General features: G+C 32.7%; 19 protein-coding genes. 8 read left to right on the top strand and 11 right to left on the bottom strand.

All coding sequences use genetic code 11. The features are described from left to right. Positions 1-32: 32 nt before the first annotated feature. The 4 genes from ATO12_RS13095 (at position 33) to ATO12_RS13080 (ending at position 2,284) form a co-directional block, all read left to right on the top strand. Positions 33-404 carry a cytochrome c gene (locus ATO12_RS13095; protein ID WP_051575812.1) on the top strand — a complete coding sequence of 124 codons (372 nt, stop codon included), beginning with the start codon at positions 33-35 and terminating at the stop codon, positions 402-404. An 89-nt stretch (positions 405-493) separates the two neighbouring features. Further along, positions 494-1,039, top strand: a complete 546-nt coding sequence (locus tag ATO12_RS13090) for a YceI family protein (protein ID WP_034242517.1) — start codon at positions 494-496, stop codon at positions 1,037-1,039. Further along, positions 1,036-1,428, top strand: coding sequence for a hypothetical protein (locus tag ATO12_RS13085; RefSeq protein WP_034242515.1), 393 nt, complete (start codon positions 1,036-1,038; stop codon positions 1,426-1,428). Before ATO12_RS13090 ends, ATO12_RS13085 begins: the two co-directional genes overlap by 4 nt. A gap of 10 nt (positions 1,429-1,438) precedes the next feature. Beyond that, on the top strand, positions 1,439-2,284 hold the full coding sequence (locus tag ATO12_RS13080; RefSeq protein WP_034242514.1) for a DUF5777 family beta-barrel protein: 846 nt from the start codon (positions 1,439-1,441) through the stop codon (positions 2,282-2,284). A 378-nt stretch (positions 2,285-2,662) separates the two neighbouring features. On the opposite strand, the gene ATO12_RS13070 is transcribed toward ATO12_RS13080, so the two are convergent. The 6 genes from ATO12_RS13070 to ATO12_RS13045 form a co-directional block, all read right to left on the bottom strand. Further along, complete coding sequence (locus tag ATO12_RS13070; protein ID WP_034242511.1) at positions 2,663-3,355, bottom strand: nitroreductase family protein; 693 nt, start codon at positions 3,353-3,355, stop codon at positions 2,663-2,665. A gap of 131 nt (positions 3,356-3,486) precedes the next feature. Beyond that, positions 3,487-4,227 carry a YARHG domain-containing protein gene (locus ATO12_RS13065; RefSeq protein ID WP_034242510.1) on the bottom strand — a complete coding sequence of 247 codons (741 nt, stop codon included), beginning with the start codon at positions 4,225-4,227 and terminating at the stop codon, positions 3,487-3,489. A gap of 85 nt (positions 4,228-4,312) precedes the next feature. Next, the gene (locus ATO12_RS13060; protein ID WP_131248832.1) at positions 4,313-4,795 is read right to left on the bottom strand and encodes a GNAT family N-acetyltransferase; all 483 of its coding nucleotides are present in this window, start codon (positions 4,793-4,795) and stop codon (positions 4,313-4,315) included. Between the two features lie 134 nt (positions 4,796-4,929). Continuing rightward, a complete protein-coding gene (locus ATO12_RS13055) occupies positions 4,930-5,976 on the bottom strand; it encodes an alpha/beta fold hydrolase (protein WP_034242508.1) in 1,047 nt (348 codons plus the stop codon). Next, on the bottom strand, positions 5,976-6,587 hold the full coding sequence (locus ATO12_RS13050; protein ID WP_034242507.1) for a hypothetical protein: 612 nt from the start codon (positions 6,585-6,587) through the stop codon (positions 5,976-5,978). The genes ATO12_RS13055 and ATO12_RS13050 overlap by 1 nt, the downstream gene beginning before the upstream one ends. A gap of 214 nt (positions 6,588-6,801) precedes the next feature. Beyond that, the gene (locus ATO12_RS13045) at positions 6,802-7,938 is read right to left on the bottom strand and encodes a helix-turn-helix domain-containing protein (RefSeq protein ID WP_034242506.1); all 1,137 of its coding nucleotides are present in this window, start codon (positions 7,936-7,938) and stop codon (positions 6,802-6,804) included. A 340-nt stretch (positions 7,939-8,278) separates the two neighbouring features. Between ATO12_RS13045 and ATO12_RS13040 the strand changes: the two genes are divergently transcribed. Further along, entirely contained in the window at positions 8,279-8,611 is a 333-nt protein-coding gene (locus ATO12_RS13040) for a single-stranded DNA-binding protein (RefSeq protein WP_034242505.1), read from the top strand. Between the two features lie 91 nt (positions 8,612-8,702). On the opposite strand, the gene ATO12_RS13035 is transcribed toward ATO12_RS13040, so the two are convergent. Further along, the gene (locus ATO12_RS13035) at positions 8,703-9,356 is read right to left on the bottom strand and encodes an OmpW/AlkL family protein (protein WP_034242504.1); all 654 of its coding nucleotides are present in this window, start codon (positions 9,354-9,356) and stop codon (positions 8,703-8,705) included. Between the two features lie 355 nt (positions 9,357-9,711). Between ATO12_RS13035 and ATO12_RS13030 the strand changes: the two genes are divergently transcribed. Next, positions 9,712-10,953 (top strand): peptidase U32 family protein, encoded by a 1,242-nt coding sequence (locus ATO12_RS13030; RefSeq protein WP_034242503.1) that lies wholly within the window; start codon positions 9,712-9,714, stop codon positions 10,951-10,953. Continuing rightward, entirely contained in the window at positions 10,953-11,183 is a 231-nt protein-coding gene (locus ATO12_RS13025) for a ferredoxin (protein ID WP_024771809.1), read from the top strand. Before ATO12_RS13030 ends, ATO12_RS13025 begins: the two co-directional genes overlap by 1 nt. A gap of 66 nt (positions 11,184-11,249) precedes the next feature. Here the strand turns inward: ATO12_RS13025 and hppD are convergent, their stop codons facing one another. Both hppD and ATO12_RS13015 read right to left on the bottom strand, forming a co-directional pair. Next, the gene (gene hppD, locus ATO12_RS13020; protein ID WP_034242502.1) at positions 11,250-12,407 is read right to left on the bottom strand and encodes a 4-hydroxyphenylpyruvate dioxygenase; all 1,158 of its coding nucleotides are present in this window, start codon (positions 12,405-12,407) and stop codon (positions 11,250-11,252) included. Between the two features lie 25 nt (positions 12,408-12,432). Then, the gene (locus ATO12_RS13015; RefSeq protein WP_034242500.1) at positions 12,433-13,593 is read right to left on the bottom strand and encodes a homogentisate 1,2-dioxygenase; all 1,161 of its coding nucleotides are present in this window, start codon (positions 13,591-13,593) and stop codon (positions 12,433-12,435) included. Positions 13,594-13,953: 360 nt separating this feature from the next. On the opposite strand from ATO12_RS13015, the gene ATO12_RS13010 reads away from it, so the two are divergent. Continuing rightward, on the top strand, positions 13,954-14,532 hold the full coding sequence (locus tag ATO12_RS13010) for a helix-turn-helix domain-containing protein (RefSeq protein WP_034242499.1): 579 nt from the start codon (positions 13,954-13,956) through the stop codon (positions 14,530-14,532). Between the two features lie 43 nt (positions 14,533-14,575). Here ATO12_RS13010 and ATO12_RS13005 read toward each other — a convergent pair whose 3' ends face one another. Then, complete coding sequence (locus tag ATO12_RS13005) at positions 14,576-16,399, bottom strand: hemopexin repeat-containing protein (RefSeq protein ID WP_051575811.1); 1,824 nt, start codon at positions 16,397-16,399, stop codon at positions 14,576-14,578. Between the two features lie 221 nt (positions 16,400-16,620). Beyond that, complete coding sequence (locus ATO12_RS13000; protein WP_034242498.1) at positions 16,621-17,307, bottom strand: phosphonatase-like hydrolase; 687 nt, start codon at positions 17,305-17,307, stop codon at positions 16,621-16,623.

Raw genomic sequence — 17,307 nt, 5'->3', positions numbered from 1 at the left:
TTTAAAATAAGTATAAACCAAACACACAAGTTATGAAATCAATCTCAAACATCAACAAGGTTCTGGTTGTGATTATAGTAATCATAGGATATAGTTGTTCTAGTGACAACGAAGATGATATTGCACCACCCCCACCTCCTCCTATGGGTGAAAAACTTACGTATACTGCCAATATCAAAAGTATAATTGATTCTAATTGTATAGGGTGTCATGCAAACCCTCCTGTAAATGGAGCCCCTTTTCCTTTAATCACTTTTCAAAATGTTAGTGGCCAGGCTTCTGCTATACTTAATGCTGTCTCAAAACAAACAGGGGAATCTGCAGCTATGCCACCTTCAGGAAGATTACCACAAGCAACAATAGATGACATTGGTCAATGGATTAAAGATGGATTATTAGAATAATGAAACAAGCCATGACAAAATTTTTGACACACACCAAAAATGATTATTTGGCGAGTTCTATGTGACTTCTAAAACAATACTATAAACATATGAAAATATTCATAACCATATTTTGCTTTTTGATCCCTGGTATTTCTCTTTCTCAAGAAAAATATATAGAAAAAGAAGGAACTATTGTTTTTGAGGCTTCTGAAAAAACATTTGAGCCTGTTAAGGCAAAAAACACATCTGTTACAGCAATTCTAAATATAAACACTGGTGAAATAGCCTCATTGGCTTTGGTAAAAGAATTTAGATTTAGAAATGCATTAATGGAAGAGCATTTTAATGAAAATTATATCGAATCAGACACCCACTCTAAAGCTATTTTTAGAGGAAAAATTATAGCTTTTAATTTTTTTGAATTATCCGAACAGGAAAAAGAATTTAAAGTCGACGGACAACTTAAACTACGTGGTAAAGAAAAAAGTATTGAATCGATACTATATATATCAAAAAAAGATAAATACATCTCTATGCGTGGGGACTTTGTGGTTGCTCCTCAGGATTTTGATATCTCTATTCCGAAAATCGTAAGGAATAAAATAGCCAAACAAGTAAAGGTGTTCGTTGATTTTAAATTACAACAACAATGAAAACCAAAAACTTTATCCTTCTTGTTCTGGCATTTATAACAGCTATAAGTATTGTTTTGCTAAGCTATATGTATAAAGAGCATAGAACCATACATACCGAAAAAGTTGACACCAACACTACCGCTATTGAATTCTATGCTGCATTTATTAAAGACAAAGTAGTTTTCAATGCGATTCATCTTGACAAAGCAGTAGAATTACAAGGTTTGATTACTGCAATAGCGTCTAATCATATTGTTTTGGATCAAAAAATATCGGTGACTTTAGAAAGAGATCCAACAGCCTTAAAAATCAACAAAAAAGTAACAATCAAAGGAAGATATGTCGGGTTTGATGACCTCTTAGAACAATTAAAAATAGATCAGGGCACAGTTATAAGTTCCCAATAAATGTATTATTATGAAAAAAATATTTCTATTGTTTTTAATTCCTCTACTATCATTCTCACAAGATGATTTACTTCAGGGAATTACTACTGAAAAAGATGACAATCAATATGCAAGTGCTGTTTTTAAAGGATTAAAAATTGTGAATTTCGAATCTACCAAACTAGCCGACAGAGGGTTATTTTATTTAGTCGTTTCTCATAGATTTGGTTCTGTTAAATCGGGAATTGAAGATTTTTTTGGGTTAGACCAGGCTGTTACCCGGTTAAATTTTATATATGGTATCAGTAATAAAATACAAGTTGGTGTATCTCGTAGTTCATTTCAGAAAACATACGAAGCTTCTCTGAAATATCGATTGTTACGACAAAAAAAGAACAGTTTCCCCTTTACCATAGTAGGTTACCATAGTGTAACTGCAAACACCGATCTGGACAAAGAAAATTTACCTGGTCTCGAGTTTAAGCATCGACTAGCCTATGTATCGCAGTTATTAATTGCCAGAAAATTTAACAAAAACCTCTCACTACAGTTAATGCCTACACTTTTACATGAGAACATGGTAAGAATTAGTGATCAGAATAATACGCAATATGTTATAGGAATTGGCGGGCGACATAAACTTACCAAAAGGTGGTCTGTTAATATTGATTATGGACTTCATCTTAACAGAGCCAGCAATTCTCCATTTAAAAACCCGCTTTCTATAGGATTTGATTTAGAAACTGGCGGACATGTATTTCAGTTACACTTTACCAATGCTCAACCTATGAATGCAAGTGGATTCTTAAGCCAGGGATCTGGTGATTGGAGTGACGGAGATTTTTTCTTTGGATTTAATTTATCACGAGTATTTTAATATAATGGTTATGGTGTTTAGAAATACAATTCCTATTCAAAATCTAAAATGTAACAATTGTGCTATAACTCTAAAAAAGAAACTATTGCAGATTCAAAACATTTCGGAGGTATATGTTCATAGTGATTATTCTCATATTTCTTTTAATCATACTTCGGTCAATGATTTATCGAATATTGAAAACATGTTAACTTTTTTAGGGTTTCCGCCTGTGGGCGAAAAAATTAAAAAGAAGAATAATTCAGGGTATTATTGTAAAGATCAATCCAGAAATTATTGTGTTTTCGAAAAAACCAATGCATAGATGTACAGTATAGATTACGAAATAATCTAATTTTTGCTCAATAAAAAGTACTTCTACTTTAGATTATTTTAATTTTATTCATAAAAGACAGTCATTTCATCCAATCCTTTTCTTTTTAAATCTGGCACATAAGTAGGAAATTTGGGATACCCAACCGGGAGTAACAAAAAGGCTCTTTCGTTAGCTGGTCTTTTAAGGATATTTGTCAAAAAATTCATGGGGCTAGGTGTATGAGTTAATGTCACCAACCCAGCATTATGAATTGCAGAGATTAACATCCCACATGCTATTCCTATAGATTCATTTACATAATAATTATTATGTTTCTCACCATTTTCTTCGAATTCATAAGCTTTTTTGAACGCAATAATCAACCAGGGAGCAACTTCTAAAAAAGGTTTATTCATATCGGTAGCTAGAGGCTCCAGATCCTTTTTCCAGCGTTCACTCATTCTGTTTTCGTAGTTTATTTTTTCTTCGATTTCTGCTTCTTTACGAATTTGGGTTTTTAAAGCTGGGTTAGAAATAGCACAAAATGTCCAGGGTTGTTTATGAGCTCCGGACGGAGCCGTAGAGGCGCTTTTGATAAGGTTTTCAATAACTTCTTTGGGAACATGTTTATCAGAAAAATCTCTTACCGATCTTCTTTTATCTAACCACTCATAAAATGATTTACTTTTTAAAACCAGTTCTTCTTCAGGGAAAACATCAGAATGGTAAGAAACATGATTATATCCATTGATGGTAATGCTACTTGGTGATTCCATTTTTATAGTTTTATGTTACTGCTTAATTACTACTTCGTCTTAGCTTATAAGTATATGGTTGTATAAAGTTAATATACTTTTCTAATGATCAATTATATCTTTAAAAAGTTTTTAATAATTTGTTATAGATTTCACTTTTTTTCTAATTTTAAGATTAAATCTACATTTTGTTTTTCTATATCGCTTAGCTTAATGTTATTTGTTCTATTTTTTAATCTCTTATACCAAATCTGCTGCGAGAAATATTTTTCCATTTCTCCTCCTTCTCTAAAAATATAGCCTTTTCTGGCAAAAATTTCATTTCGTATAATTTTTAAATCATTTTTTGAATAAGAGTTTAGGTCTTCAATAGACAATTTCACAAAACTAGCTTCAGGGTATTTTCCTTTTAACTTAATTGATTCTGGGTAATCAGGACTAAACTGCATATAATGATATTTTTTACCGTCTTCGTTCTCAAAAAAGTGTAAAACTAAACCTTTCGTTCCTTTGTTAAGAGTAAAAGATGTAGTTTCAACACACTGAAATAATTCAAAAAAAGTTTTTCCTATTTTTATTTTACCGTTTAAATATTCGATTGGATCTCTTTCATATCTTAATCCCAAATCATTTTTAAAATCAGTATATGATGAACGGGCAAAAAGTTTTCCGTTACTATATATTATCCCTAATACAGACTCTCCTTCCGATTCTCCAAAACTATAGCTTCCTTGATAATCAGAAATTTTAACTCCCATCATTTTCTCAATAGTAGAAGGGTGGATTTCTTGATTCCTACTAGAAACATATGCTTTTGCTATTGTACCATTGTTCTGAGAAAGACAAAGAACACTACAAAAGAAAAAGATGACTAAACTTAATTTTGTTTTCATTTTTAGTCTATGTTTTTTATTGATTTCTGAACCTAATAGCTACCATAGTTACAACAAAGCATTACTACATGCTCGGTTATAAATCTTACACATCTAACTTTTGATTCAATTGCATTAGAACTCGTCCTGAATGATCTCCAAAATAGTTTGATTCATTCTTTATAATTTCGAATCCTAATTTTTTATAAAAATCAACTGCAGGAGTATTAGGTTCTGTAGTCAAAAGAATACTGGTAATATCCAACTCATTAATTTTCTTTATAACGGTCGAAATTAATTTTAAGCCTATTCCTTGTTTTCTAAACCTTTTTTCGGTTGCCAAAGCGAGTATCCAGCCATCTTTCTCTTTAGGATTAATTCCTCCAAGAATATATCCTGCTATTTCTTTTTCTTCATTTTCGGCTACCAAAAAATAATCCGAAAATAAATCATAATACTGCCTAATCACAAATAGAGGATAATTCATCGGGGAAAATATTTTTTCTTCAATTTTGTAGATGGCATCTAGCTCACTTAATGTTACTTTTCTTATCGATATTTTCATTTGTTTTTCCTGAGATGAGTTCAATGATAAAAAGTTTTAACTCAAATGTACTCTAAAATTTCTACTACTAGTTAAAGGAAAGAACAAAAGATGGTTCTTCATTATTTTAGGAGTTAACCTTGAGATCTGTACTACTAGATCGTATACTCGCTATCTCACTATTTATGCAAATTGATAAAATCAATTACTTTTTCGGCAAAAAGATCTGGTTCTGTATCCATAGGGCTATGTGCTGATTTTTCAAAAATGAAGAGTTCTTTTTGATTAGACCCTAAATTGTCATAAGCTTCCTGGGCATATACCGTAGGAACACCAATGTCATATTTACCCCAAAGTACTAGTGATGGTATGGTAATTTCATGCAATCTATTGGTAAATGACACCTTCTGAAAAAGTCCTTTTTTAACCAAAATAGACTGTATTCTGTTAGCATTCCAAGTATTTGTAAAGAAATTATATTGTGAACCATTATCATCTGATATTGGTTTGTTAATCACCTTGTCATCAGCAAGTTTCTCTTCTGCTCTATACGCTTCTCTGTTCATTTTATAAAAATCATCCTCATTATAATCCGGGCCTACATTTTTTACTAGATCAAGTACAGCTTTCCAATAATCAATATTATTTCCTAAAGCAACCTGCTCATCTGCCATCTTCTTTAAAGCTATTTTATATTCGTTGTAAGATCCTTTAGGATCATGAGCACCGTCTACATCGATCCACCCTAAAAAATCTTCCTGATTTTTTAATAAAGTAGCAGGTCCCAAAGTCCCTCCCCAGCTATGTCCCATTAAAAAGAATCGAGAGTCATCACCATACTTAGCTTTTAACACCTTTACCAGGGCCAACACATCTTCTGCCATAATATCCACACTCACATCTGCTTCAGAATAACTCCCCTGCGAGTTGCCAGAGCCACGTTGATCAAAATAAACAACAGCATTGTTTTTTTCAATTTTACTTTTAATGGTGTTTTTTCTATACTGCCATCCGGATCCACCGGGACCACCATGTAGTATGATTAGAAATACTTTTTCAGACGCATTGCCATGAATATACGCAGCCATATCCGCATTTTTATGCCTTACAAAAATGGTTTCGCCTAAGTCATTAATGTTATCATCGTCTTTTGAACAGGAGAAAACATTTAAAACTATTACTATTAACACTGCTATTTTTACCTTACTAAGAATTATTTTTTTCATTATCTTTTTCTTTTAAAATTAAACCGATGACCGTAGTGCAATGATAAAACGGGTAATGTTCCGGCATTATAATTGGTTCGTAGGGTTAATTGAAGGTTTAAATACCAACCCGAACGTTTTTTCCCTTTACGAAGTTTCCCTATCCCAACAGCAATAGAAGGAGCATAATAACCTCTGCCAGGCAGGGAAACTTTAGAAACACGATCTCCTTTTACTTCATATGTTTCGGGTAAAAATGATCGATAGTATCCAAGTGGATTTAACTCTACATTATATTGTTTGCCTTTGGGATTCGTTCTTCGCCAGATAAGCCCATAATAAGTAGATAGTCCATTATCTGTTTGTGTTGAGAAGTTTGTAGAATAACCAAGGTTTCCATTAAACAAAAATTGATGTGTAATGATCTTTTGGCCTCTCTTTCTTTCTTTGATATTTATGTATTCTTTCCATACATATTCGGTACCAATAGTAAGTCCGTTATCCCAAGCAATATTTCCATAATACCCAATTTTAAATTCTGTTCTATCTAGAAAAGAAGCACCACTGATTTGATTCTGGGCTTGAAGATGCATAGTAGCTACAAGCAGAAAAATAATAGTATGTATTTTCATTTTATCTAAAACTAAATAAAGTAGTTAATAATAGTTTTTTTGCCATATATTTTTCGGTAGTCTGAGTATGTATAGGCATACTACAGAAAAGACCAATTGCAATAATTAGATATTGTTTTAAATTCATTTTAGTATTTAATTGATTTCTGTGGCAAACGTATATGTACTAAGCATATTTAAGGTATTGAAACCTTAAATTTGAACAAATTCGTACTTATTTATACTTCTTTCGATAAGCATTTGGTGTAGTGCCTGCTATTTTTTTGAAAGCATTATGAAAAGTTGATTTTGAAGAAAAACCACATTCTAGTCCGATTGCCAAAAGACTATAGTTATCGAACTCAGAATTGAGAATTAACTCTTTGACCGCCTCAACACGGTAATGATTAATATAAGTAGTAAAATTATCTCCTGTAGCTGTATTTACAAGCTGAGAAACATAACCAGTGCTAATACCAAGCATTTCTGCTACTTTATCTCTGTCTAATGTACTATCTCTATAAATGTGATGATTTGTACAAAGGTCTTCTAGCTTTTTGAAATAGGAATGTTCTTTAGTAAAAGATTCTGCTTTTTTTGCCTCATGTATTTTAGATAGTTTAAGATCGGCAACAACGTCTGCAGTACTATCGTTTTTTCGTTTATGTATTAATGCTCTAATTTCTTCCTGGTCTTTTGCTAGTCTAAATTTAAAAATACCAAAATAGCTCACCCAATGTATTAAGAATGCAACAACTACAGTAAGAATTTTCATGATAGGTGTAATATCATGTTCTAAAATAATACCAGAAAGTATAGTCAAAATCCAAGATCCAAATAATAGTACGGTTAACAACCATAAATGAGTAAGCCATCTTTTTTCCTGAGTATTTTTCGAATAACTAATAAGAACAAAAGCGTAAATTAAAATGCCCGGTATGAAAAAAAGTATTGTTAGAATTTGTATGATATTTAAGAAAAGTAGAACGAAATTATAAGGAGTATCAAGATCAGTAATTATAGTAAGCTCCTCAAAAACATCTAAAATTGTAGAATACAAATAGGGCAGAAATAACCATATTATTGTTCTGTTTTTTTTAATCGGACGATCAATTTGATGAGCAACATATAAAAAAATAAAAACAGGAAAAAGAAACCCCGAATCTATTGTGTCGATAAAGCTTAGTAATGGAATATTAGTATATACTCCAATATCATCAAGAACGAAATTTAGTAGAGAAATTGAAATTGAAAAAATGGCGTAGGCCAAATATTTATTCGCCTTACTTTTGAATATAGGAGATTTTAAAATAATTATTCCCAAGACAACTCCCTGGAATATTGCAATATTAAGAAGGGCTATTAATATCAATGGTAAGTTTTATTTTAAAATTCAAGAGTTCATTTAATCTTTCCAATACATAAATAAAACACATCTATAGTGTCTACTTATAGTATTGTACTAAAATAGACTTTTTCACAACAAAAACACTAATTATTCTAATTCCTAATAAGCCCTGATAATCAATATTATTAATCATTTTTAAACGACTACAAACGATTACAAACGAAAATAAACACTTCCTAACCGAATATGGTTATGGTCCTATTATAAGTTTGCATTGTCGAATTGAAGTAAGCTTTTCTTAAACCATAAAAGTTCTTCTCTGATTTGATAGGTATTAACTGTTTAACACGAAAAAATTAAAATTATGAACACGCTAAAAAACAAAGTACAGTTGATTGGAAACTTAGGACAAGAACCAGAAACTGTAAATCTGGAATCCGGTAAAAAACTGGTTAAATTCTCTATTGCAACAAATGATCACTATTATAACAAACAAGGAGATAAAATCACAGATACCCAATGGCATAATATCGTCGCCTGGGGTAAAATTGCCGATATTGTAGATAAATATGTAAACAAAGGGCAAGAGATAGCTATCCAGGGCAAACTTACTTCTCGAAGTTATGAGGATAACGAAGGCCAAAAACGATATATCACAGAGGTAGTTTGTAATGAGCTATTGATGTTAGGAAAATAAAAACAATTAATTTATTTGAGTAGTATAGCCAATCAAAAAACCGCTTAACGAATCTGTTAAGCGGTTTTTACAGTATATAACTTATATCTATTTACAATTTAATACCCACTCCTGCTCCAAATATCCATGGATTAATATCTACATCTGCACCTACAGTAGCTCCCAAAGCGGTTGTTGCGTTAACCGTAGCGTCTGTACTTAAAAATACTTTTTTGACATCTACATTTATAAACCATTTGTCGTTTAACATAAAATCAAAACCACCTTGAAAAGCAAAACCTACAGCAGTATCATAATCTATATCATCGGCCACCGGTCCTTCATCTACTCCATAAAAAAGGGTTAGATTAACACCAGCACCAATATAAGGAACAAATTTACCTCCAGTAAAATGGTATTGTCCTAGTAAAGTAGGTGGTAATAACCACACATCACCTAAATCTATGTTTCCTGCAGCAGTACCTACAGCTTTCACATCATGTTTTGTAGTTGCCAAAATTAACTCTGCAGACCAGTTTTCGGTAAAGAAATAAGTGATATCTAATTCTGGAACAACAGCTGTAGAAATATCCACATCTCCTCCTATAGCTTCTATTGTAGCACTTTCATCTGGTGATACAACGATTCCTCTTAATCTGATTTGCCATTTGCTAAAATCAGTATTGTCATTTGATTTTTCTTGTGCATACGCAAAATTAGTCACTCCTAACAGTACAACCAATACAGTAATTATTACATTTTTCATCTTGAAAGAATTTTGAATTATGTAACAAAAATATCTACAAGAAAAAGGGCTAAATATGACTTTTATCATTGCTCGAATCAGGCTTTCCTGGCTTCAAAAAAGGTTGTTTTCATACACTTATAAATCAACATATTACCTCTACAAAAAACATAAAAAAGAATGATTTTAAATATCATTTTTATTCAGCAAATAGCATACATTTGCGTTTTGAAAATAAGTACACTTAGCACATCAATTTTCACATCAATTTTCACATCAATTTTCACATCAATTTTCACATCAATTTTCACATCAATTTTCACGTCAAAAAAGGTAAAAAATAATGTACTTTTGTACTTGAATTAATGAACAAAATATGACCCCTACAGGAACAATGGAATTAATGGCACCAGCTGGTAATTTTGAATCTCTACAAGCTGCCATTGATAATGGAGCAGATTCTGTTTATTTTGGCGTAGATCAACTAAATATGCGGGCCAGAGCCAGCATAAATTTTACGATTGCCGATTTACCTGAAATAGCGCGTCGCTGTACCGAAAAAAATGTACGTACTTACCTTACACTTAATACCATAATCTATGATCACGATTTATCGATTATAAAAACGCTATTAGATGCTGCCAAAGCAGCAAATCTAACTGCTGTAATTGCGATGGATCAGGCCGTTATAGCCTATGCCAGACAGATCGATATGGAAGTTCATATTTCTACTCAAATCAATATCACCAATATTGAAACGGTAAAGTTCTATTCTCTTTTTGCAGACACTATGGTAATGAGTCGTGAATTAAGTTTACGACAGGTAAAGAAAATTTGTGATCAGATAGAGAAAGAACAAATTAAAGGCCCTTCGGGGAGATTAGTTGAGATTGAAATTTTTGGCCATGGAGCACTTTGTATGGCTGTATCTGGTAAGTGCTACCTAAGCTTGCATTCGCATAACTCCTCTGCCAACCGTGGTGCCTGTAAACAAAATTGTAGAAAAAAATACAGTGTTGTTGACCAGGAAACTGGTTTTGAAATGGAATTGGATAATGAGTATATCATGTCTCCAAAAGACTTATGCACCTTAGATTTCTTAGATCAGGTTATAGACACCGGGGCCAAAGTATTAAAGATTGAAGGTCGTGGGCGAGCCCCCGAATATGTAGCCAAAGTAATTAAGACCTATCGCGAAGCCATAGATGCCTGTGCTAATGAAGACTTTACTAAAACCAAAGTTGATCATTGGATGAAAGAATTAGAAAAAGTGTATAACAGAGGCTTTTGGAGCGGGTATTACTTAGGACAAAAATTAGGAGAATGGAGTGATGTTTCTGGATCCAAAGCCACACAAAAGAAAGTATATATCGGCAAAGGTGTTCATTTTTTCCCTAAACCCAGCATCGCAGAGTTTAAAATTGAAGCTTATGATATTAAACTAGGTGATACCATTTTAATTACAGGTCCTACAACAGGAGTAGAAGAGTTTGAACTCAAAGAGATGATGGTAAACGATGAGCGATTAGATATTGCACAAAAAGGAGATTCGTGTACTATCCCTACCAATTTTAGAATACGCCCTTCTGATAAACTTTATAAAATTGTTCAGGAATAATGGTAGTAGTAACTCTGCAACGCGAAAAATGTATTGGTTGTAATTATTGCGTAGAAATGGCTCCCACGCAATTTCAAATGTCTAAAAAGGATGGAAAAACAGTACTACTACATGCTACAGACAAAAAAGGGTTCCACACCCTGAAATCTCCTGACAATACTATTTATGATGATTGCGTGCAGGCTCAAAAAGCCTGCCCAGTAAAGATTATTACGACAAAGATGGTATAACCCCTCCTATCTTTAATAATGTAACGTTTCTTTAAAGGGCAGCCTATTCTTTCTATTAGTACATTGCTATAATGTTCCTCGTCTTGCCTGTTCTGCTTCTATAGATTCAAAAAGAGCTTTAAAATTTCCTTTCCCAAAAGATTGCGCCCCTTTGCGTTGAATAATTTCAAAAAACAATGTGGGTCTATCAGTCAATGGTTTCGTAAAAATCTGAAGCAAATACCCTTCATCATCTCTATCTACCATAATCCCATGCTTTTTGAGGAGTTTCATATCTTCTGCTATTTCTCCCACACGATCACCAACGGTATCATAATACGTTCCTGGTACATATAGAAATTCTACTCCTCGTTTTTTCATTTCACTAACCGTAAATACAATATCATCTGTAGCAACAGCGATATGCTGACATCCTGCTCCGCCATAAAAATCTATATATTCCTCAATTTGGGATTTCTTTTTACCTTCGGCGGGTTCATTTATAGGAAACTTAATTCTACCATTTCCATTGGTCATTACTTTACTCATTAAAGCCGTATACTCTGTAGAAATATCTTTATCATCAAAGGTAATCAGGTTTGCAAATCCCATTACTTCGTTATAGAATTTTGCCCAAACATTCATTTGACCCCAATCTACATTACCTACCATATGATCAATATATTTTAAACCGCAACTTGTTGGTTTGTAGTGAGATTCCCATTTTTCGAACTTCGGAAGAAATGTTCCCATGTAGTTTTTACGTTCAACAAAAACATGTACTGTATCTCCATAAGTGTGTATTCCTGATCGCACTACTTCTCCGTCTTCATCTTTTTCTACTCTTGGTTCAAAATAAGATTTTGCACCTCTTTTTGTAGTTTCTTCCCAGGATTTACGGGCATCTTCGACCCATAGTGCAATAACTTTAACTCCATCACCATGTTTTTGAATATGATCATATAGTTCTTTACTTTCTCCGCCTGGCATTGGTGTGGTAAAAACCAAACGTATTTTATCTTGTACCACAACATAGGATGTTCTGTCTTTTAGGCCTGTCTCTAAACCGGCATAAGCCAAGGATTGAAATCCAAGTGCCGTTTTATAAAAATGAGCTGCCTGTTTTGCATTGCCAACATAATATTCTACGTAGTCTGTTCCTAAAAGTGGTAAAAAATCTTCGGCTTCAGGAAATATTTTCTCTAAGCTATATTTATAGTTTTCTATATTTTTTAAATCTGGCATGTCTTTAAGTTTTTAAGTGAAAAACCTATTCGGTTTTCCAGGATTTATAATAATCATCTACTTGTAAATTCATTGCTTCTTCTGTAATCATAATAGGATTAAAAGGGTCTATCATAACTGCAAGTTCTTCTGTTGATTTTTTACCAACGCTTCGTTCTATTGCTCCTGGATGAGGCCCATGAGGAATACCTCCCGGATGTAGTGTAATTTGTCCTTTTTGGATATTATTTCTACTCATAAAATCACCATCTACATAATACAGTAGTTCTTCAGAATCAATATTACTGTGATGATATGGTGCAGGAACTGCTTTAGGGTGGTAATCATATAATCTTGGCACAAAAGAACAGACCACAAATCCTGCAGCTTCCCATTGCTGATGTATTGGTGGTGGTAGATGTATACGCCCTGTTATCGGTTCAAAATCAAAAATTGAAAACGCAAATGGATAATTAAAACCATCCCAACCAATTACATCAAAAGGATGATTGGCATAGGTATACTCCCAAAGTACATCTTGTTTTTTAGAAATGATTTTAAACTCCCCCTGCTCATCATGCGTTTCTAAATTTTGTGGTAATCTAAAATCACGTTCACAAAACGGAGAATGTTCTAAAAACTGTCCGTAATTATTTCTATAACGTTTAGGTGATTCTATTGCACTTGCTGATTCGATAAATAATATTCTATTGATTTCGGTATCAAATTCTATCTGATAGGTTGTTCCTCTTGGTATGATCAAATAATCTCCATATTTAAAAGGAATATTTCCATACATTGTTTTTAATGTCCCCGAACCCACGTGAATAAATAGCATTTCGTCTGCATCACTATTTCTATAAAAATAATCTTGCGAAAATGTTCTGGGAGCAGCCAAACCGATCTTTAGATCATTATTGGTAAATAGTATTTTTCTGCTTTCCAGAAACTCTTCTCCTTTCGGAAGAGAAAACCCCTGAAAACTCATTGCTTTCATGTTTTTATCGATAGCTATTTTTGGAGTGATATCTTTACCTCTTTTAATCTCTGATACTACTGTAGGAGGATACAAATGATAGATAAGTGATGACATTCCTGCAAAACCTGCTGTTCCGAATAATTCTTCTTGATACAACCCTCCTTTAGGGTTGTTAAAAGTGATATGTCTTTTATGAGGGATCTCTCCCAATGAATGATATCTAGGCATAAGTTATAATGCTAAAAATGATTAATATGAAATAAATAGGTCTAAGGTTAGGCAAACCTTATTCTGGGTTTCTCTTAATGAGAAAGTGCAAATAGATGAGTATGTATATCCATTGAGAATTCACATCGCTAATAAAAGTATTGCGTTTTAGAAAAAATATGATAAATATCATGTTACAACATATTTATTCTTCTGATAAAGAACATAGTAAATCCTAAAAACACTACATGTAGTGTGTCAGGGAGCATAAATTTGTTAAATAATACTTGTTATTTCCCTGATATTACAATCAGAAACATTTTCTTTGTCTTATCTTTTAAGAATATTGTTGTTGTACTATTATTTGCTATTTACAAGCCAATGGAAGATTATTTAATAGGTATCGGTAAACGTCTAAAAGAAATTCGTAAAAGCGATAAAAAAACCATTAATGATATTGCCACTAAAGCAGGGGTTAGCAATGGGCTTATTTCCCGAATTGAAAACGGAAGAACCATACCTTCTTTACCTGTTTTGTTAAATATTATCAATGCACTCGACATAGAGATTCCTGCTTTTTTTAATGGGATGCCCCGCCAGGCTAATTTTACATTTTTAGTCACCAGAGCTGCTGAGTACAGTGTCATCGAAAAAGAGGATGATGCAATTGGATTTAGCTATAAATACATTTTTGGCAAACAACTTTCTTCTATTGGTTTTGAAGCTGTCTTTTTAGAAGTACAACCAGGCTCTAAACGCAATAAAGTAGAAACCGATGCTTATGAATTTAAATATATTCTAACAGGAGAGTGCCATTATATTATTGGAGACGAAGAAGTTCTTTTGAAAGAGGGAGATTCGATTTTCTTTGATGGACGGATTCCTCATGTTCCTGTAAATCGTGGAAAAACATCTTCTAAAATGATTGTTCTGTATTTCTTTTTAGATAAAGGAAATTAAAAAGGCCACCAAAGGCAGCCTTTTATATCCAGTTTATCTTTTTTTAGTTTAAAATTCCTGGCCATGTAGTATCATCTACATTTTTTGGATACCCCGAAACCGTAGCATCTTTTTGCTTATCATATTTTATATATGTATTATCTGTTAAAAAGAAATATACATACTTCGAATCCCAATCTATAACCGATGAGATAGAAGTGGCATAACTTCCTAATCCAGGCCAGTTACTATTATTTATAGATCTGGGATAGCCAGGGTCTGCACTGTCATTCGTAATACTATAACGAATATAAGTACCATCATTTAAGAAAAAATAAGCTTTATTATTATTCCAGTTTACGGCTCCAATAATTTTATCTCTCCAACCTTCAAGTCCTGTCCAGTTGTTATTATTAATCAAAGTGGGATATCCCTTATCCACTTTATCTGCATTCATATCATATCTCAAGTACTTACCGTCTGATAAAAAGAAATATCCTTTATGATTATTCCATTTAAGTGCTGCTGTGATCAATTCTTTATAAGCACCTAATCCAGGCCATGAACTGTTATTTGTCTCTTTTGGATATCCTGAGTCTGTTTTATCTTTTAGTTTATTATATCGTATATATTGCCCATCATTTCTAAAGAAATATGCCCTGTTGTTTAGCATATCATTCCAATCTAAACATGCTATAATTTTTAAATTCTGATTCCTTGATTCTATCGATGCGGTAGATTCTTCGATTCTAATAGTGTATGTTGTTTTTCCATCATTTGTTGCTGTGTCTAGATAATTCCCTTGAGAAGCAGGCACTGTAGTAACTAATTGATTGTTTTTGTAGATCTCTGCATTACTCTCACTATTAGATACCCAGAACAATTCATTTTGATTGTTATTAACAAACAGCAATTTTCTTGGCCCATCTGCACCTATTAATGGAGCTGAACTTAGTTGCCAATTGGTTTCAATATTGATTTCCATATGCCTTAATATCGTAGGTACGATAGATGTCTGTGCAGGATATCCATACAAGCCATCAAAATCGGTATTTGGAAGGTTTGATATTTTAGATTTAAATTCCTGGTTTCCGGGTTTGTTCATCCCGATAAATATTGTTTTTTCCGATTCTGTAGTTCCTCCGTGACTATATCCTCCGTTTGAATTTCTGCCGTGATCTGTGGTAACCATAATCAACCAATCTTCGTTCTTGGTTGCTAAGCGTTGTGTAATAGCATCCATTAACTGGCCCAATTGCTGATCGGCAGCAATAATTGCATTGTCATATGCACTACCAAACCCAGATGCATGCCCTACGATATCAACATTATCTAAATGAATAAATACCAAATCATGATTACTATTTGATATTTGATGTACTCCCAGATTAGTTGAATTAGCATCACTACCTCCTTCATTTTGATAATCAACCAAAGACATATCATTCTGTAAGAATTCGTGAATAGGGCTCCAGGTTGCAATACTTGCTATTGATGTATTGTTTTTATTTTCTTTGATAAGTCTATATATACTTTTAGCTTTAGATTTATAGGTTCCCGAGCTATTATTAGGCACACCGTGTTTATCTTTCCAGACTCCTGTTAAAATTGATGTCCATCCGGGGCCACTTGATGTTGCTTGATGGCTCAAATTCCCTTTAATTCCACCAGTATAAGCTTTCGAAATATGTAGCTTATCCAGGTTTGGAGTATTGAGGGCAGCAATCCTTTCAAATTGTAATCCATCGATCCCCACGAGTAGTACTTTTTTATGTGTCGATGTTTGTTTTGATGTATTATTAGGATAGGTTGGTAGATTTTCTTCACATCCCGCTATAGATATCAGGAAAACAAGAAAAATAAGTTTTAAAAAGAGCTTTGTTTTCATAAGTTGATTTTTTAATATTGGTAAAATTTTTAATCAAAATTATACAAATATTAAAATTAAAATTCATCTAAATAATTATTTAATCATTTGATAATTAAATTAATACAAGCATTTTGTTTTTATAAAACAAATTTTACTATTAGTTAACTTTTGCATTTTCTAATCAATACTAAAAAACCGCCAAAAGGCGGTTTTCAGAAACAAACAATTAAAGTGTTAATCTAATAAAATATAATATTGATCAACTCTATTAACTCATTTACAATAAAATCTGGTTTTGCATTTTCTAGTTGTTCTCTATTTTGCGCTCCGGTTAAAACACCAACTGTAATTCCGCAATCTGCATTTTTACCTTCTTCGATATCTATTGCAGAATCTCCTGCTTTTAATACTTTAGAAGCATCTGTAATACCAAACATTTGCATTGCTTTACAAATCATTTCTTTGTGTGGTCTGCCATTAGTTACATCATCTGCTGTGAGTAACGCATCAAAATGTTCTCCTTTTTTCCAACCTAATTTTGTAATAAGCTGATTTGCTGTCTTTGAATCGTATCCTGTATTAAGCACTACATTTATCCCGTTATTTTTCAATACATCAAATAACTCTTCAACTCTTTCGAAAGCTACAACTTCTAACGCTGCATATCGTTTTTTTAAAATAGGTTTGAAATTAGAAAATGCTCTTTTTGCAGTACTTTTTACATCTTCACAGGAAGTAACACTAGTCAAAATATCTTGTATCGCCTGATGTTTTTCTTTACCTGCTCCATATTCAAGTACATCATCCAGACTAACATCATACCCCTCATCATTAATAACTTGCTGTACGGTTTTATAGACTATATTATCTTCATTTACTGTAGTTCCTGCCATATCGAAAACAGCCAGTTCAATTTTTTTATTCAT

Origin of the sequence: Aquimarina atlantica (assembly GCF_000626715.1) — a bacterium.
GTDB classification, from domain to species: domain Bacteria; phylum Bacteroidota; class Bacteroidia; order Flavobacteriales; family Flavobacteriaceae; genus Aquimarina; species Aquimarina atlantica.
The sequence above is the reverse complement of the archived record's forward strand: the minus strand, read 5'-3'. Positions and strand labels throughout refer to the sequence as shown.

What these genes read in the sequence shown, in the direction of transcription:
- ATO12_RS13050 (WP_034242507.1), bottom strand. Translation starts at nt 6,587, where the DNA reads ATGAAAATACATACTATTATTTTTCTGCTTGTAGCTACTATGCATCTT.
- ATO12_RS13065 (WP_034242510.1), bottom strand. Translation starts at nt 4,227, where the DNA reads ATGAAAACAAAATTAAGTTTAGTCATCTTTTTCTTTTGTAGTGTTCTT.
- ATO12_RS13005 (WP_051575811.1), bottom strand. Translation starts at nt 16,399, where the DNA reads ATGAAAACAAAGCTCTTTTTAAAACTTATTTTTCTTGTTTTCCTGATA.
- ATO12_RS13055 (WP_034242508.1), bottom strand. Translation starts at nt 5,976, where the DNA reads ATGAAAAAAATAATTCTTAGTAAGGTAAAAATAGCAGTGTTAATAGTA.
- ATO12_RS13040 (WP_034242505.1), top strand. Translation starts at nt 8,279, where the DNA reads ATGAACACGCTAAAAAACAAAGTACAGTTGATTGGAAACTTAGGACAA.
- ATO12_RS13095 (WP_051575812.1), top strand. Translation starts at nt 33, where the DNA reads ATGAAATCAATCTCAAACATCAACAAGGTTCTGGTTGTGATTATAGTA.
- ATO12_RS13010 (WP_034242499.1), top strand. Translation starts at nt 13,954, where the DNA reads ATGGAAGATTATTTAATAGGTATCGGTAAACGTCTAAAAGAAATTCGT.
- ATO12_RS13035 (WP_034242504.1), bottom strand. Translation starts at nt 9,356, where the DNA reads ATGAAAAATGTAATAATTACTGTATTGGTTGTACTGTTAGGAGTGACT.
- ATO12_RS13070 (WP_034242511.1), bottom strand. Translation starts at nt 3,355, where the DNA reads ATGGAATCACCAAGTAGCATTACCATCAATGGATATAATCATGTTTCT.
- ATO12_RS13080 (WP_034242514.1), top strand. Translation starts at nt 1,439, where the DNA reads ATGAAAAAAATATTTCTATTGTTTTTAATTCCTCTACTATCATTCTCA.
- ATO12_RS13025 (WP_024771809.1), top strand. Translation starts at nt 10,953, where the DNA reads ATGGTAGTAGTAACTCTGCAACGCGAAAAATGTATTGGTTGTAATTAT.
- ATO12_RS13030 (WP_034242503.1), top strand. Translation starts at nt 9,712, where the DNA reads ATGACCCCTACAGGAACAATGGAATTAATGGCACCAGCTGGTAATTTT.
- ATO12_RS13090 (WP_034242517.1), top strand. Translation starts at nt 494, where the DNA reads ATGAAAATATTCATAACCATATTTTGCTTTTTGATCCCTGGTATTTCT.
- ATO12_RS13015 (WP_034242500.1), bottom strand. Translation starts at nt 13,593, where the DNA reads ATGCCTAGATATCATTCATTGGGAGAGATCCCTCATAAAAGACATATC.
- ATO12_RS13000 (WP_034242498.1), bottom strand. Translation starts at nt 17,307, where the DNA reads ATGAATAAAAAAATTGAACTGGCTGTTTTCGATATGGCAGGAACTACA.
- ATO12_RS13085 (WP_034242515.1), top strand. Translation starts at nt 1,036, where the DNA reads ATGAAAACCAAAAACTTTATCCTTCTTGTTCTGGCATTTATAACAGCT.
- hppD (WP_034242502.1), bottom strand. Translation starts at nt 12,407, where the DNA reads ATGCCAGATTTAAAAAATATAGAAAACTATAAATATAGCTTAGAGAAA.